The following is a 14,643-nucleotide window of genomic DNA, read 5'->3' on the forward strand; positions in this document are numbered from 1 at the left end:
CGCGTCTTCGCAAGGGACAACGACCGGGAGGGACGGAGGTTTCGCCGGCGGGCGCTCAGTCCTCGCCGGTCTCAAGCCGCCAGCGGCCGACCACCTCCAGGAAGGTCTCGCCATAGCGGCGCAGCTTCTCGGCGCCGACACCGCTCACCGCCGCCATCTCGTCGAGGTCGCGGGGCTTGGCGGCCACCATGGCCCAGAGGGCCGCGTCGCCGAACACGATGTAGGACGGCACCTGCTGCTCGCGGGCGAGCGCCGTCCGGCAGGCGCGCAGCCGGTCGAACAGGTCCTGGTCCGGCGTCGCCACCGCCTCCGGTCGCGCCGGCGCGCCCTTGCCGGCCCTGCGGCGCGGCCCCGGCGCGGCGGCTTTCCTCAACGTGACGGCGGCCTCCCCCTTCAGGATGGCGCGGGCGGGCTCCAACAGGACGAGCGCCCCGAAGGCGTCGTGATCGACGCCGACGACGCCGGACGACACGAGCTGCCGCAGCACCGACTGCCAGGCCTTGGCGTCGAGGTCCGCCCCGACCCCGAACGTCCTGATCTCGTCATGGCGCAGCTGCGTCACCTTGTCGGTCCGCTTGCCCCTGAGCACGTCGATCACGTGGCCCGCGCCGAACCGCTGGCCGGTGCGCACGATGGCGGACAGGAGCTTCTGGGCCGCCTCGGTGCCGTCCCACTGGGCGACCGGCTGCAGGCAGGTGTCGCAGTTCATGCACGGGGCCGGATAGGTCTCGCCGAAATGGCGCAGGATGGCCTGCCGGCGGCAGTCGCAGGTCTCGCAAACGGCGATCAGGGCGTCGAGCTTGCCGCGCTCGATCCGCTTCACCGCGTCCGGGGCGTTCCCCTCGTCGATCATGCGGCGGCGGGTGACCACGTCGCCCATGCCGAACACCATGAAGGCGTCGGACGGCAGGCCGTCTCGGCCGGCGCGGCCGGTCTCCTGGTAGTAGGCCTCGATGCTCGACGGCAGGTCCAGATGGGCGACGTAGCGCACGTCCGGCTTGTCGATGCCCATGCCGAAGGCGACGGTCGCCACGAGGCAGAGCCCCTCCTCCTTCAGGAAGGCGTCCTGGTTGGCCGCCCGTACGGTCCGGTCGAGGCCCGCGTGGTAGGGCAGTGCCCGGATCCCCTTGCCGTTCAGCCAGTCGGCGGTCTCCTCCACGGACTTCCGGGACAGGCGGTAGACGATGCCGCTCGCGCCCCGGTGGCGGGCGAGGAAGTCGAAGAGCTGACGGCGCGGCTCGTCCCGCTCCGCGATGGTGTAGCGGATGTTCGGCCGGTCGAAGGACGACAGGAAGATGCGCGCGCCTTCCAGCCGCAGCGAGCGGACGATGTCCTCCTGGGTGCGCGGGTCGGCGGTGGCCGTGAGGGCGATGCGCGGCACTCCCGGGAACCGGTCGGCGAGGAGGCCGAGGCCGGCGTATTCCGGGCGGAAGTCGTGGCCCCACTGGCTCACGCAGTGGGCCTCGTCGATGGCGAAGAGGGCGATCGGCCCCCCGTCCAGGAAATCGAGGAAGTTGGGATTGAGAAGCCGCTCCGGCGTCACGTAGAGGAGATCCAGCCGGCCGGCGCGCGCCTCGTCGCGCACCGCCCGTGCCTCCTCCGGGTCGAGGGCGGAGTGGAGCGCGGCGGCCTTGACGCCCGCCTGCCGAAGCGCCGCCACCTGGTCGTGCATGAGCGCCACGAGCGGCGACACCACGATGCCGACGCCGGTGCGGGCGATGGCCGGGATCTGGAAGCAGAGCGACTTGCCCTTGCCGGTCGGGAAGAGCACGAGCGCGTCGCCGCCGGCCGTCACATGGTCGACCACGTCCTCCTGCTGGGGCCGGAAAGACGAGAAGCCGAACACCTCCTTCAGCACCGCTCTCGGGTCCCGCGCGCCGCCCCGGTCCACGGCGGCGGCAGGCGGGCGGGCGGCGTCGACAGCGGTCATCGGGAAGCCTTCGGGTTCCGGGGAAGCGGGCGATTGGTAGGGCGGGACGGGGGATCGATGCAAGCGGAAGCGCGGGCGGGGTGGCGCGCCGACCGCGAGGGCGCGGCGACCGCCGCCAAGGCGCGGGTGGTCCCCCTGCCCGTCCATGACGGCCGATGGAAGCATGCAGCGGGGCCGAGCCGTCTTCCCCGTCAGATCCCCGGGTCGTCCTCGCCGCCGTCGTCGCTGTAGCGCTGCTCGGCCCACGGGTCGCCGCGGTTGTGGTAGCCGCGCACCTCCCAGAAGCCCGGGTGGTCGTCGCCGACGAATTCGATGCGGCTGATCCACTTGGCGCTCTTCCAGAAGTAGAGGTGCGGGATCACCAGCCGCACCGGTCCGCCGTGCGCCTTCGTCAGCGGCTGGCCGTCGAAGCTGTGGGCGAGGAGGGCGTCCGGGGCGGCGAAGTCCTGGAGCGTCACGTTGGTGGTGTAGCCGTCGTAGGCGTGCAGGATCACGTGCCGCGCCTCCGCGGTCGGCCGCACCGCCTCCAGGAGGTCGGCGGTGAGCACGCCCTCGAACCGGTTGTCGTAGCGCGACCAGGTGGTGACGCAGTGGATGTCCGTCGTCACGGTGGACTGGGGGAGCGCGGTGAAGCCGTCGAAGGTCCAGTGGGCGCGGCTCTCCACGGCGCCGTCCACGTCCAGCATCCAGCGATGGAGCGGAATGTCAGGCTGCAGGCCGAGGTCGAGCACGGGCCAGTCGCGGACGAGGTGCTGGCCGGGCGGCAGCCGGTCCGCGCCAGGCCGGGCGGGGCGGCCGGTGATGAACTTCCGGGTCTCCGCCCACTGGCGCTTGGTGGTGGTGAGCTTGCTGTCGGGCGGCAAGCCGCGATCGGGGTCATCCGGAGCGGACATGAAGGCATCCCTCGTATGCGGGGGCGAGAGGAAACGGCCGAGCCTCAGCATCGGCCCGCGCGCGGCCGGCGGTCAAGCGGCTCCCGAGGATCGCGAGGCGCCGGCCGGCGCGGGCGGACCATGCCGCGCAGACCGGAGACCGGCGCTCAGGCGGCGGACCGGGCCGGACGGAGATCCGCCGCCACCTCGGCGAGGATGCCGTAGGAGGCGACCCGCGCGCCGTGATCGTGGATCGCGGAGGCGACCATCACCTCGTCCACGCCGGTCTCGTCCAGGAAGGCCTGCAGGCCGCGCCGGACCGTCTCGCGCGAGCCGACGACGCTGTAGCGGAGCATGCCTTCGGCGTGGGCCTTCTCGCGCGGCGTCCAGTAGGCCTCGATGTCGTCGATGGGCGGCTGCAGGCGGCCCCTCGTGCCGCGCACGAGATTGGCGAAGCTCTGCTGCACGGAGGTGAACAGCCGGCGCGCCTCCTCGTCGGTCTCCGCCGCCACCACGTTCACGCCCGCCATGGCGTAGGGCCGGTCGGCCTGGTCGGACGGCTGGAAGCGGGCCCGGTAGACGGCGAGCGCCTGCAGCAGCGCCTCCGGGGCGAAGTGCGACGCGAACGCGTAGGGCAGGCCGAGAAGCGCCGCGAGCTGCGCGCCGAAGAGGCTCGACCCCAGGATCCAGAGCGGCACGCGGGTGCCGGCGCCCGGCACGGCGATCAGCGCCTGGTCCGGCTCCGGGTCGGCGAGGAGGGCCTTCAGCTCCAGCACGTCCTGCGGGAAGGTGTCGGCGGCGGACGGGTCGCGCCGAAGCGCCCGCACGGTGCGCTGGTCCGTGCCGGGCGCGCGGCCGAGGCCGAGGTCGATCCGGCCAGGAAAGAGTTCGGCGAGGGTCCCGAACTGCTCGGCGATGACGAGCGGGGAGTGGTTCGGCAGCATGATGCCGCCGGCGCCCACCCGGATGGTGGACGTGCCGGCCGCCACGTGGCCGATCACCACCGACGTGGCGGCGCTGGCGATCCCCACCATGCCGTGGTGCTCGGCGAGCCAGAACCGGCGGTAGCCCCAGGCTTCCGCGTGGCGGGCGAGATCCAGGCTGTTGGCGAGGGCGACGCCCGGCGTCGCGCCCTCCGGCACGGGCGCGAGATCGAGAACGGAGAGGACGGCCATGACGGGGCTCCGGTCGTGAACAATCGGTTCCGAGAGGTCGTCCCTTCCGGCCGCCGACGCAAGCCCCAACACGCGCTTGTGACCCTTCGCCGTCCGGAGCCGACCGGGCTTGCGCTCGGCCCCCGACTGGTGAAACAAACGGCCGTTCGTCCGGATACGGACGCGGGGCAACGGGAGCGGCGGACGTGGCGCGGACGAGCGGGTCCAACGGGGAGCGGACGGCGGCCCACATCCGGGACGCGGGTGTGCGGCTGATCCATCGCCACGGCTTCGAGGCCATGAGCCTGCGCCAGCTGGCGACGGAGGTCGGCCTGCAGCCGGGCTCGCTCTACAATCATTTCGAGAACAAGCAGGCGCTGCTGTTCGAGATCGTCCGCACCCACATGGAGGAGCTTCTGGCCGAGCTCGGCGCGGCCCTCGAGGGCCGGACCGACCCGGTGGACCGGCTGACCGCCTTCTCGGCCTTCCACCTTCGCTACCACATGACCCGGCGCATGCTGGTCTACATCGCCAACAGCGAGCTCCGCAGCCTGGAGCCGGGCAACCGCGAGGCGATCGTGGCGCTCCGGGGCCGGTACGAGGCGACGGTGGTGGCGATCCTGGCGGACGGCGTCGCGAGCGGCGCGTTCAAGGTGGCGGACGTGCGGGTGGCGGCCTATGCGGTGATCGCCATGCTGACCGGCGTCTGCGACTGGTACCGGCCCGACGGCCGCCTCGGCCAGGAGGAGATCGCCCGCCTCTACACGGACCTGGTGCTGAAGGGCGTGACCGGCTGATCCGCGGCCGAGGATCGTGCCCCCGCGTCCCATGCCCCGGCTGACCCGGCCGCCGGGCTCGGCTAGAGCATTCGTCTATCAGTTGCACGACCTGATCGCCGGGAGAATGCTCCAGCTTGTTGAATCTGGAGCGGTTTCTTGTCGACCTGACGATTCCGTCAGGTCGGAAAGCGCTCAAGAGCATTCTCCGATCAAGTTGCACGACCTGATCGCCGGGAGAGTGCTCCAGCTTGTTGAATCTGGAGCGGTTTCTTGTCGACCTGACGATTCCGTCAGGTCGGAAAGCGCTCTAGGATCGGCCGACGCGCCACGGCAGGACCCGAGCCGACGGGCGGACGTCCGGTTTCAGGAGACCCAGCATGATCGACTTCACCGGCAAGGTGGCCCTCGTCACCGGCACCACCGGCATCGGCCGCGCCGTGGCGCTGCGGCTCGCCGGGCTCGGCGCGAAGGTGCTGGCGGCCGGCATCGACCAGGCCGGCAACGCCGCCCTCGCGGCGGACGGCGCTCCGACCGGCCTCGTCGTCCGGCGCGCCGACGTCGCCGTGCCGGACGACGTGGAGGCGGCGGTCGTGGAGGCCGTGGGCACGTTCGGCGGCCTGGACGTCATCGTCAACGCCGCGGCGGTTCACCCCTATGGCGACGCGGTGACCACGTCGCCCGAAACCTTCGCCCGCTGCCTCGCCGTGAACGTGGGCTCGATCCACCTCACCGCCCATTTCGGCGTGCCGCACATGCGCACCCGTGGCGGCGGCGCGATCGTGAACCTTTCCAGCGTCCAGGGCCACGCCTGCCAGGCCGGCGTCGCCGCCTACGTGGCCTCCAAGGGCGCCATCCACGCGCTGACCCGCGCCATGGCGCTCGACTTCGCGGCCGACCGGATCCGCGTGGTGTCGGTCAGCCCCGGCTCGGTGCGCACGCCCATCCTGGCGCTCGCAGCCCGCACCTTCGACGGCGACGACGCGGACGTGGACGCCGTCTTCGCCCGCTTCGGCGCCGCCCACCCGATCGGCCGCATCGGCGAACCGGAGGAGATCGCCGACCTCGTCGCCTACCTCGCCTCCGACCGCGCAGGCTTCATCACCGGCTCCGACCACGTGATCGACGGCGGCCTGACGGCGGGCATCGGGGTCCGGTGAGCGCGCAAGGGACGGCGGCCCCGTAAGCGCCGTCGTCCCGGGACGCGCCGTCATGGTCCGCGAAGCGGACGACCCACGCCTTTTCGGCGCCCCGCGACCGGTCCGCCGGGCCGATCCGGTTTTCCGGCTTGCCCCGCTTTTCCCTTGCGCTTCCCGGCCTCGAGCGCGACCATCGTCCGGCACCCCGCCCGGCGGGCGACCATCCCGCCGTCCGTCCGGACGAGACGCAGAGAACAAAATGCGTACGGGAGAAACGCCATGGGAGACGACAGCGGCAGAGGTCCGAGGCCCCGCGCCGGGGCCCGTTCGATCGCGTTGGTGGGGCCGTTCGGCAGCGGCAAGACCACCCTTCTGGAAGCCATCCTGGCCCGCACCGGCGCGGTGACCCGCCAGGGCGGCGTCGCCGCCGGCACCACGGTGGGCGACGCCTCGCCGGAGGCCCGGGCCCACGCCATGAGCGTGGAGATCAACGTCGCCGAGACCCGCTTCATGGGCGACGACTACGTGTTCCTCGACTGTCCGGGCTCGGCGGAGTTCCAGGCCGAGATGGAGCCGGTGCTGCCGGCGGTGGACTGCGCCGTGGTGGTCTGCGAGGCGGATCCGCGCCGCATCCCGTCGGTCCAGCTGATCCTGAAGCGCCTCACCGACGCGCACGTGCCGCATGTGCTCTTCCTCAACAAGGTCGACCGCGCCGACGTGGGCGTGCACGACCTCCTGGGCCTCCTCCAGCAGGCCTCCCCCGTGCCCCTGGTGCTCCGCCAGATCCCGCTCCTGAAGGACGGCCGGCCCACGGGCTTCATCGACCTCGCGCTGGAGCGGGCGTTCGTGTGGCGCGAGCATGCCCGCAGCGAGGTGATCCCGCTCGACCCGGACGCGCGCGCCGCCGAGGTGGAGGCCCGCTTCACCATGCTGGAGCGGCTCGCCGACCATGACGACGTCCTGATGGAGAGCCTGATCGCCGACATGGAGCCGCCGCGCGACCAGGTGTTCGAGGACCTCGCGCGCGAGATGCGCGACGGCCTGATCTGCCCGGTCTTCCTCGGCTCCGCCGAGAAGGGCAACGGCATCCTGCGCCTCCTGAAGGCGCTCCGCCACGAGGCGCCCGGCCTCGACGCCCTTTCGGCCCGCACCGGCCTTTCGCCCGGCGCGGAGCCGGTGGTGCGCGTGATCAAGACGCTCCACGGCGGCCACGGCGGCAAGCTGTCGCTCGTCCGGGTGCTCGCCGGCACCGTGCAGGACGGCACGGTTCTGATCGGGCCGGACGGCGCGTCGGACCGGGTGTCCGGCGTGTTCCGCCTGACCGGCCGGGACGCCGCCAAGCGGGAGGCCGCCCGCGCGGGCGACACGGTCGCCCTCGGCAAGCTCGACCATGCCCGCATGGGCGACGTGCTCTCTGCCGGCAGGACGCCCATCGCCGCCGCGCCGCTGCCCCGGCCGGAGCCCGTGATGGCGCTCGCCGTCCGGGCCGCGGAGCGGCGGGACGAGGTGAAGCTCTCCGCCGCCCTCGCCAAGGCGGCCGAGGAGGATCCGGGCCTCCAGGTGGAGACCGACGCCGAGATGGGCGAGACCATCCTGCGCGGCCAGGGCGAGATGCACCTCAGGGTGACGCTGGAGCGGCTGCAGAACCGCTACGGCCTCGCCGTGACGGCGCAGCCGCCGAGCGTCGCCTACCGGGAGACGATCCGCGGCCGCGTCACCCAGGCCGGTCGGCACAAGAAGCAGTCCGGCGGCCACGGCCAGTTCGGCGACGTGGTGCTGGAGATCGCGCCGCTGCCGCGCGGAACCGGCAACCGCTTCTCCGAGCGGATCACCGGGGGCGCCGTGCCGCGCCAATATATCCCGGGCGTGGAGACCGGCGTCATGGACAGCCTGAAGCGCGGGCCGCTGGGCTTTCCGGTGGTGGACGTGGCGGTGGTGCTGACCGACGGCTCCTACCACACGGTCGACTCCTCCGACCAGGCCTTCCAGGCCGCCGCCCGCATCGCCATGCGGGAAGGCCTCGCGGCCTGCCGGCCGGTGCTCCTGGAGCCGATCGAGCGGGTGGAGATCCACTGCCCGTCCGACGCCACCGCCCGCGTCAACGCCATCGTGTCGGCCCGGCGCGGCCAGATCCTCGGCTTCGATTCCCGCGAGAGCTGGCCCGGATGGGACGTGGTGGAGGCGTTGATGCCGGCCTCGGAGACCGGCGACCTGATCGTGGAGCTTCGCTCCGCCACTCAAGGGGTCGCCGGCTTCAGCCGCCGCTTCGACCACCTGCAGGAACTGGACGGCCGCGTCGCCGACGACATCGTCAGCCGGCGGGCCGCCACGGCGTCGCGGGCGGCCTGAGCCGCTCGGCGTCATGCGCCCGACGACCGGGGCCGCGGCGAGGACCGCCGCGGCCTCCCTTCCGCCGGGCATGCCCCGTTCAGACGTCGGCCGTCTCGGTGCGGCGCAGGCGCGAGGCGATCAGCCAGCAGGCCATCGCCCAGAGCGCCCCGGCGCACCAGCCGGCGGCCACGTCGGTCGGATAGTGGACGCCGAGATAGACCCGGCTGACGCCGATGAGGAGCGTCAGCGCCACCGCGACGGAGAGGATGTAGCCGCGAAGCGCCAGCACCGTCTCCGTGCGGGCGAGAAGCGCCCCGAGAGTCAGGTAGGTGGCGGCGGACAGCATGGCGTGGCCGCTCGGAAAGCTGAGCGAGTGGACCTGGACGATGTGGTCGACGAGGTCGGGCCGCGGCCGCTGGAACATGTTCTTCAGGAGGCTGCTCAGCACCTGCCCGCCCGCCACGGACGCGAGCACCAGGATCGCCGAGGCCGTGTGCCGGGAGATCAGGAGGTAGCCCACCACGGCGAGCGTCATGATCGCGAGGGCCGTGGTGCTGCCAAGGCTCGTGATGTCGGCGAACATCACCTCCATCCACCACGGGCCGATCGGCTGCGACGGATCGCCCGGCACCCGCAGCGCCAGCATGATGGCCTCGTCGAAGCTGCGCGTCTCCCCCTCGGCCACCTCCTCGGCGAGCGCGAAGAAGGCGTAGAGACCGCCGGAGAGGACGATGAGGGCCAGAAGGAGCTTGAACTCGGGCAGTCTGCGGAAGGGCAGCCAGCCGAGCCGGCGGCGAACGGCGTGTTCGGACATGTGGGTTCCGTCTCCTTCGTCCGCCGGATTTGGCGTCCCGCCGGACGACGGTCAACCCCACGATGAGGTTCCGGCCGATCGCACCGACCGCCGGATATTCTTCCCCGGGAAAGACGCTGTCATCCTTTCCCCCACCCGCCGCCACTCCCCCTCCCCCCTCGCGGGGAAGGGCCGGGGTGGGGGTCCCCCGCCGCCACGCCACTCCCTCTCCCCTCTCGGGGGAGGGGGAGTGGGGGTCCCCCGCCGCCACGCTCCCGCCCACCTTGACCCACCCTTTAAACAAACGTACGTTCGTTAAATCGGAGGTGCGCGATGGCGGTGATCGAGGACACGGTCGAACGGAAGAGCGATGCGGTCCGGGCGAACCGGGACGCCATGGCCGAGCGGGTGGCGGACCTGAAGGTCCGCGTCGCCCGGGCGGCGGAGGGCGGCGGCGCGGCGGCCCAGGCGCGGCACGCGGCGCGCGGCAAGCTGCCGCCGCGCGAGCGGGTGCGCCTCCTCCTCGACCGGGGCACGCCCTTCCTGGAGCTCAGCCAGCTCGCCGCCAACGGCCTCTACGACGACCAGGTGCCGGCCGCCGGCCTCGTCACCGGCGTCGGCCGGATCGCCGGGCGCGAGTGCATGGTGGTGGCCAACGACGCCACCGTGAAGGGCGGCACCTACTATCCGATGACGGTGAAGAAGCATCTCCGCGCCCAGGAGATCGCCGCCAAGGCGGAACTCCCCTGCGTCTACCTGGTCGACAGCGGCGGCGCCAACCTGCCGAACCAGGACGAGGTCTTTCCGGACCGGGACCATTTCGGCCGCATCTTCTTCAACCAGGCCAACCTGTCGGCCCGCGGCATCCCCCAGGTGGCGGTGGTGATGGGCTCGTGCACCGCCGGCGGCGCCTACGTGCCCGCCATGGCCGACCAGTCCATCATGGTGCGCGAGCAGGCGACCATCTTCCTCGGCGGCCCTCCGCTCGTGAAGGCCGCGACCGGCGAGGTGGTGACGGCGGAGGATCTCGGCGGCGCCGACCTCCACACCCGCACGTCGGGCGTCGCCGACCTCCTCGCCGAGGACGACGCCCACGCGCTCGGCCTCGCCCGCCGGGTGATCGGCGGCCTCAACCGGGTGAAGCCGCATGGGCCCGAGGTGCGCGCGCCGCGCCCGCCCCGGCTCGACCCGGACGACCTCTACGGCCTCGTCCCGGTGGATCCGAAGAAGCCGATCGACATCCGCCAGATCATCGCCCGCATCGTGGACGGCTCGGAGTTCGACGCCTTCAAGCCGCTCTACGGCCAGACCCTCGTGTGCGGCTTCGCCCACATCTGGGGCTATCCGGTCGGCATCGTGGCGAACGACGGGATCCTGTTCTCCGAGAGCGCCCTCAAGGGCGCCCATTTCGTGGAGCTCTGCGCCCAGCGCGGCATCCCGCTCCTTTTCCTGCAGAACATCACCGGCTTCATGGTCGGGCGGAAGTACGAGGCGGGCGGCATCGCCAAGGACGGCGCCAAGCTGGTGACGGCGGTCGCCTGCGCGGCCGTGCCGAAGATCACCGTCATCGTGGGCAACTCCTTCGGGGCCGGCAACTACGGCATGTGCGGCCGGGCCTACGATCCGGACTTCCTGTTCCTGTGGCCGAACGCCCGCATCTCGGTCATGGGCGGCGACCAGGCCGCCAACGTGCTCGCCCAGGTGAAGCGCGAGCAGGTGGAGGCGCGCGGCGGCGTCTTCTCGGCCGAGGAGGAGGAGGCCCTGAAGGCCCCCATCCGGGCGAAGTTCGAGGCCGAGGGCCACGCCTATCATTCCACCGCCCGGCTCTGGGACGACGGCGTCATCGATCCGGCGGACACCCGCCTCGTCGTCGCCCTGTCGCTCTCCGCCGCCCTCAACGCCCCGCCGAGGGAGACGCGCTTCGGCGTGTTCCGCATGTGACCGTCCGAACCGACACCCACGGCCCCGTCGGCCATCTGGTCATCGACCGGCCGGAGGTCGCCAACGCCTTCGACGGTCCCACGGTGCGGGCCCTCCACGGCGGGCTCGACGCGCTCGTGGCCGATCCCGCCGTCAGGGTGATCGTGCTCCGGAGCGTGGGCAAGGCCTTCTCCGCCGGGGCCGACCTCGCCTGGATGCGCCGCATGGGCGAGGCCGGCTTCGACGAGAACCTCGCCGACGCGGCGGCGCTCGCCGCCCTCCTCGCGGCCGTGGACCGGTCGCCGAAGCCCGTGGTGGCGCGGGTGCAGGGCGCCTCCATGGCCGGGGCGACCGGCCTCGTCGCCGCCGCCGACGTGGCGATCGCCTCGGAGGCGGCGGTGTTCGCCGTCACGGAAGTGCGGCTCGGCCTCGTTCCGGCGGTGATCTCGCCCTACCTCGTCCGCGCCATGGGCCTGCGCCAGACCCGCCGCCTCGCCCTGACGGCCGAGCGATTCGACGCCGAAACGGCCGCCGTCCTCGGCCTCGTGCACGGGGCCGTGCCCGCCGAAGAGCTCGACGCCCGGGTGGACGCGGTCGTGGCCGATTTCCTCAAGGCCAGCCCCGCCGCCCTCGCCGCCGCCAAGGACCTCTTCCGGACGGTCGCCCCCCTGCCCGGCGACGACCTTATCGCCGACACCGCCCGGCGCATCGCCGAGCGGCGCATGAGCCTTGACGCCCGCGAGGGCCTCGCCGCCTTCTTCGCCAAGCGCCCTCCGGACTGGAGCCTCTGACCCATGCGGCCGATCCGCACCCTCCTCGTCGCCAACCGGGGCGAGATCGCCGTCCGCGTGATGGCGACCGCCCGGCGCATGGGCATCCGCACCGTGGCGGTCTTCTCCGACGCGGACGCGACCGCGCTCCATGTGCGCAGCGCCGACCTCGCCGTCCGCATCGGCCCCGCGCCGGCGCGGGAAAGCTATCTCGACGCGGCCGCCATCCTGGACGCGGCGCGTTGCACCGGCGCCGACGCCATCCACCCCGGCTACGGCTTCCTGTCGGAAAACGCCGACTTCGCCGAGGCCGTGGACGCTGCGGGCCTCGTCTTCGTCGGGCCGCCCGCCGCCGCCATCCGGGCGATGGGCTCCAAAAGCGCCGCCAAGGCCTTGATGGAGACGGCCGGCGTGCCGCTGGTGCCCGGCTACCACGGCGAGGACCAGGACGACCGCCGGCTCGCCGAGGCCGCCGACGCCGTCGGCTATCCGGTGCTGATCAAGGCGAGCGCGGGCGGCGGCGGCAAGGGCATGAAGGTGGTGACCGCCCCGGCGGACTTTCCCGCCGCCCTCGCCTCCGCCCGCCGCGAGGCCGCCGGCGCCTTCGGCGACGACCGGGTGCTGGTGGAGCGCTATCTCACCCGCCCCCGGCACATCGAGGTCCAGGTGTTCGCCGACCGGCACGGCGATGCGATCCACCTGTTCGAACGCGACTGCTCGGTCCAGCGCCGGCACCAGAAGGTGATCGAGGAGGCGCCCGCCCCGGGCCTTTCCGCCGACCGCCGGGCCGCCATGGGGGCGGCCGCCGTCGCCGCCGCCAAGGCGGTCGGCTACGTGGGCGCCGGCACGGTGGAGTTCATCGCCGAGGGCGACGGCTTCTGGTTCATGGAGATGAACACCCGCCTGCAGGTGGAGCATCCGGTGACGGAGGCGATCACCGGCCAGGATCTGGTCGAGTGGCAGATCCGGGTGGCGCGCGGCGAACCGCTGCCGCTCGGCCAGGACGACCTGACGATCCGAGGCCACGCCGTGGAGGCCCGCCTCTATGCGGAGGACCCGGCGAGGGGCTTCCTGCCCCAGACCGGCCGCCTGGACCTCCTCTCCTTCCCGGAGGGCGTGCGGGTGGACACGGGCGTCGCGGCCGGCGACGCGGTCTCGCACCACTACGACCCGATGATCGCCAAGCTGATCGCCCACGGTCCGACCCGCGCCGACGCCCTCGCGGCGTTGGCCCGGGCGCTCGACCGGACGGTCGTCGCCGGGCTGCCCACCAATCGGGCGCTCCTCGCCCGCATCCTGCGCCACCCGGCCTTCGCGGACGCCCGCCACGACACCGGCTTCATCGAGCGCGAGGCGGACGGCCTCCTCGCCCCCGAACCGCCGCCCTCGGCGGACGAGGCCGCGCTCGCGGCGCTCGCCCTCCTCGCCCACGCGGCGGCCCGCCAGCCGGCCGCCGCCGCCGACCCGTGGTCGCCGTTCGCGACCGCCGGCCCCTTCACGCCCAACCTGCCGGCCGTCGAGACCGTGACGCTCGCGGCCGGCGACGTCTCGCTCGCCGTCCGAGTCGAGACCGACGGCGGCCGCCGCACGGTCTCGGTGGACGGCGCCGAACCGCGGGCCGCCCATGCGCGCCTGGAAGGCGAGCGGCTGGACGCCCGCCTCGGCGACCTCCGCGTCTCGGCGCGGGCGATCGTCCAGGACGATGCGGTCCACCTGACGCTCGGCGACCGGCAGATCGCCTTCCGGGTCGCGGATCCGCACGCCGGTGCCCATGCGGGCGCGGAGGCGGACCATCGGCTCGTCGCCCCCATGCCGGGCGCGGTCATCGCCGTGTCGGTCTCGGCGGGCGAGCGCGTGGAGAAGGGCGCTGCCCTCGTCGTCGTGGAGGCCATGAAAATGGAGCACGTGGTCCGCGCGCCGCACGCCGGAGTCGTCGCCCGCATCGACGTGGCGGTCGGCGACGTGGTGGCCGAGGGCACGGAACTCGTCGTGCTGGACGAGGCCGCATGAGCCGCGCTTCCGCCGTCACCGTCGTGGAGGTCGGCCCGCGCGACGGGCTGCAGAACGAGCCGACGCCCGTCCCGGTGGACGACCGGGTGCGCCTCGTGGAGGACCTCGCCGCCGCCGGCCTCCGCCGCATCGAGGTGGGCAGCTTCGTGTCGCCGAAATGGGTGCCGCAGATGGCCGGCACGGACGCGGTGCTGGCCCGCGTGCCCGCTCGGGCGGGGCTCGTCCGCTCGGTCCTGGTGCCCAACGAGGTGGGCCTTCAGGCTGCCCTCGCGGCGGGCGCCGACGAGGTCGCGGTGTTCGCCGCCGCGTCCGAAACCTTCTCGCGCACGAACACCAACGGCTCCATCGCCGACGTGCTCGCCCGGTTTCAGCCGGTGGCCGACGCCGCCCGGGCGGCGGGGGTGCCGGTTCGCGGCTACGTCTCCTGCGCGCTCGGCTGCCCGTACGAGGGCGCCGTGCCGGTCTCCGCCGTGGTGGACGTGGCGGAGCGGCTGGTGGCGCTCGGCGTCCGCGAGGTCTCGCTCGGCGACACCATCGGGGTCGGCACGCCGGACGGGGCCAAGGCCATGACCGCCGCGGTGATCGGCGCGATCGGCGTGGAGCGGGTGGCCGTCCACTTCCACGACACCTACGGCCAGGCCCTCGCCAACGTCCTCGCCTGCCTGGACCTCGGCGTCCGGGTGATCGACAGCGCCGTCGCCGGCCTCGGCGGCTGCCCCTATGCCATAGGGGCGAGCGGCAATCTGGCGACGGAGGATCTCGTCTACATGCTGGAGGGCCTGGGGCTGGACACCGGCGTCGACCTCGACGCGGTCATCCGCGCCGGCGAGCGGATCAGCCAGGTCCTCGGCCGTCCGACCGGATCGAAGACGGCGCGGGCGCGGACAAGCCGATAGGCCGAAATGCCTCATCCAACGAAGGAGCGCCACTATCCTTCCCCTCAGGGGA

The 14,643-nt window shown here is 73.0% G+C and carries 11 protein-coding genes; 7 read left to right on the plus strand and 4 right to left on the minus strand.

Features of this window, described 5'->3' with window-relative positions:
• Positions 1–55: 55 nt before the first annotated feature.
• The 3 genes from recQ to HND91_RS08480 form a co-directional block, all read right to left on the minus strand.
• Entirely contained in the window at positions 56–1,930 is a 1,875-nt protein-coding gene (gene recQ / locus HND91_RS08470; RefSeq protein WP_181706130.1) for a DNA helicase RecQ, read from the minus strand.
• A gap of 191 nt (positions 1,931–2,121) precedes the next feature.
• Entirely contained in the window at positions 2,122–2,823 is a 702-nt protein-coding gene (locus HND91_RS08475; RefSeq protein ID WP_181706131.1) for a sulfite oxidase-like oxidoreductase, read from the minus strand.
• Between the two features lie 146 nt (positions 2,824–2,969).
• Positions 2,970–3,977 (minus strand): LLM class flavin-dependent oxidoreductase, encoded by a 1,008-nt coding sequence (locus HND91_RS08480; protein WP_181706132.1) that lies wholly within the window; start codon positions 3,975–3,977, stop codon positions 2,970–2,972.
• Between the two features lie 185 nt (positions 3,978–4,162).
• Between HND91_RS08480 and HND91_RS08485 the strand changes: the two genes are divergently transcribed.
• The 3 genes from HND91_RS08485 (at position 4,163) to HND91_RS08495 (ending at position 8,220) form a co-directional block, all read left to right on the plus strand.
• Complete coding sequence (locus tag HND91_RS08485; protein ID WP_181706133.1) at positions 4,163–4,753, plus strand: TetR-type transcription factor C-terminal domain-containing protein; 591 nt, start codon at positions 4,163–4,165, stop codon at positions 4,751–4,753.
• Positions 4,754–5,112: 359 nt separating this feature from the next.
• Positions 5,113–5,892, plus strand: coding sequence for an SDR family NAD(P)-dependent oxidoreductase (locus HND91_RS08490; RefSeq protein ID WP_181706134.1), 780 nt, complete (start codon positions 5,113–5,115; stop codon positions 5,890–5,892).
• Positions 5,893–6,150: 258 nt separating this feature from the next.
• Positions 6,151–8,220 carry an elongation factor G gene (locus tag HND91_RS08495; protein WP_181706135.1) on the plus strand — a complete coding sequence of 690 codons (2,070 nt, stop codon included), beginning with the start codon at positions 6,151–6,153 and terminating at the stop codon, positions 8,218–8,220.
• Between the two features lie 79 nt (positions 8,221–8,299).
• Here the strand turns inward: HND91_RS08495 and HND91_RS08500 are convergent, their stop codons facing one another.
• Positions 8,300–9,016 (minus strand): phosphatase PAP2 family protein, encoded by a 717-nt coding sequence (locus HND91_RS08500; protein WP_181706136.1) that lies wholly within the window; start codon positions 9,014–9,016, stop codon positions 8,300–8,302.
• Positions 9,017–9,328: 312 nt separating this feature from the next.
• On the opposite strand from HND91_RS08500, the gene HND91_RS08505 reads away from it, so the two are divergent.
• From HND91_RS08505 to HND91_RS08520, 4 genes are read left to right on the plus strand one after another with little or no spacing between them, the layout of a single operon-like run.
• A complete protein-coding gene (locus tag HND91_RS08505; RefSeq protein WP_181706137.1) occupies positions 9,329–10,936 on the plus strand; it encodes a carboxyl transferase domain-containing protein in 1,608 nt (535 codons plus the stop codon).
• Positions 10,933–11,706, plus strand: coding sequence for an enoyl-CoA hydratase-related protein (locus tag HND91_RS08510; protein ID WP_181706138.1), 774 nt, complete (start codon positions 10,933–10,935; stop codon positions 11,704–11,706). The genes HND91_RS08505 and HND91_RS08510 overlap by 4 nt, the downstream gene beginning before the upstream one ends.
• Positions 11,707–11,709: 3 nt before the next feature.
• A complete protein-coding gene (locus tag HND91_RS08515; protein WP_181706139.1) occupies positions 11,710–13,695 on the plus strand; it encodes an ATP-binding protein in 1,986 nt (661 codons plus the stop codon).
• Positions 13,692–14,591 (plus strand): hydroxymethylglutaryl-CoA lyase, encoded by a 900-nt coding sequence (locus HND91_RS08520; RefSeq protein ID WP_181706140.1) that lies wholly within the window; start codon positions 13,692–13,694, stop codon positions 14,589–14,591. The genes HND91_RS08515 and HND91_RS08520 overlap by 4 nt, the downstream gene beginning before the upstream one ends.
• The last annotated feature ends 52 nt before the right edge of the window (positions 14,592–14,643 follow it).

Origin of the sequence: Chthonobacter rhizosphaerae, from assembly GCF_013839525.1 — a bacterium.
In the GTDB taxonomy this organism is placed as follows: Bacteria; Pseudomonadota; Alphaproteobacteria; order Rhizobiales; family Pleomorphomonadaceae; genus Chthonobacter; species Chthonobacter rhizosphaerae.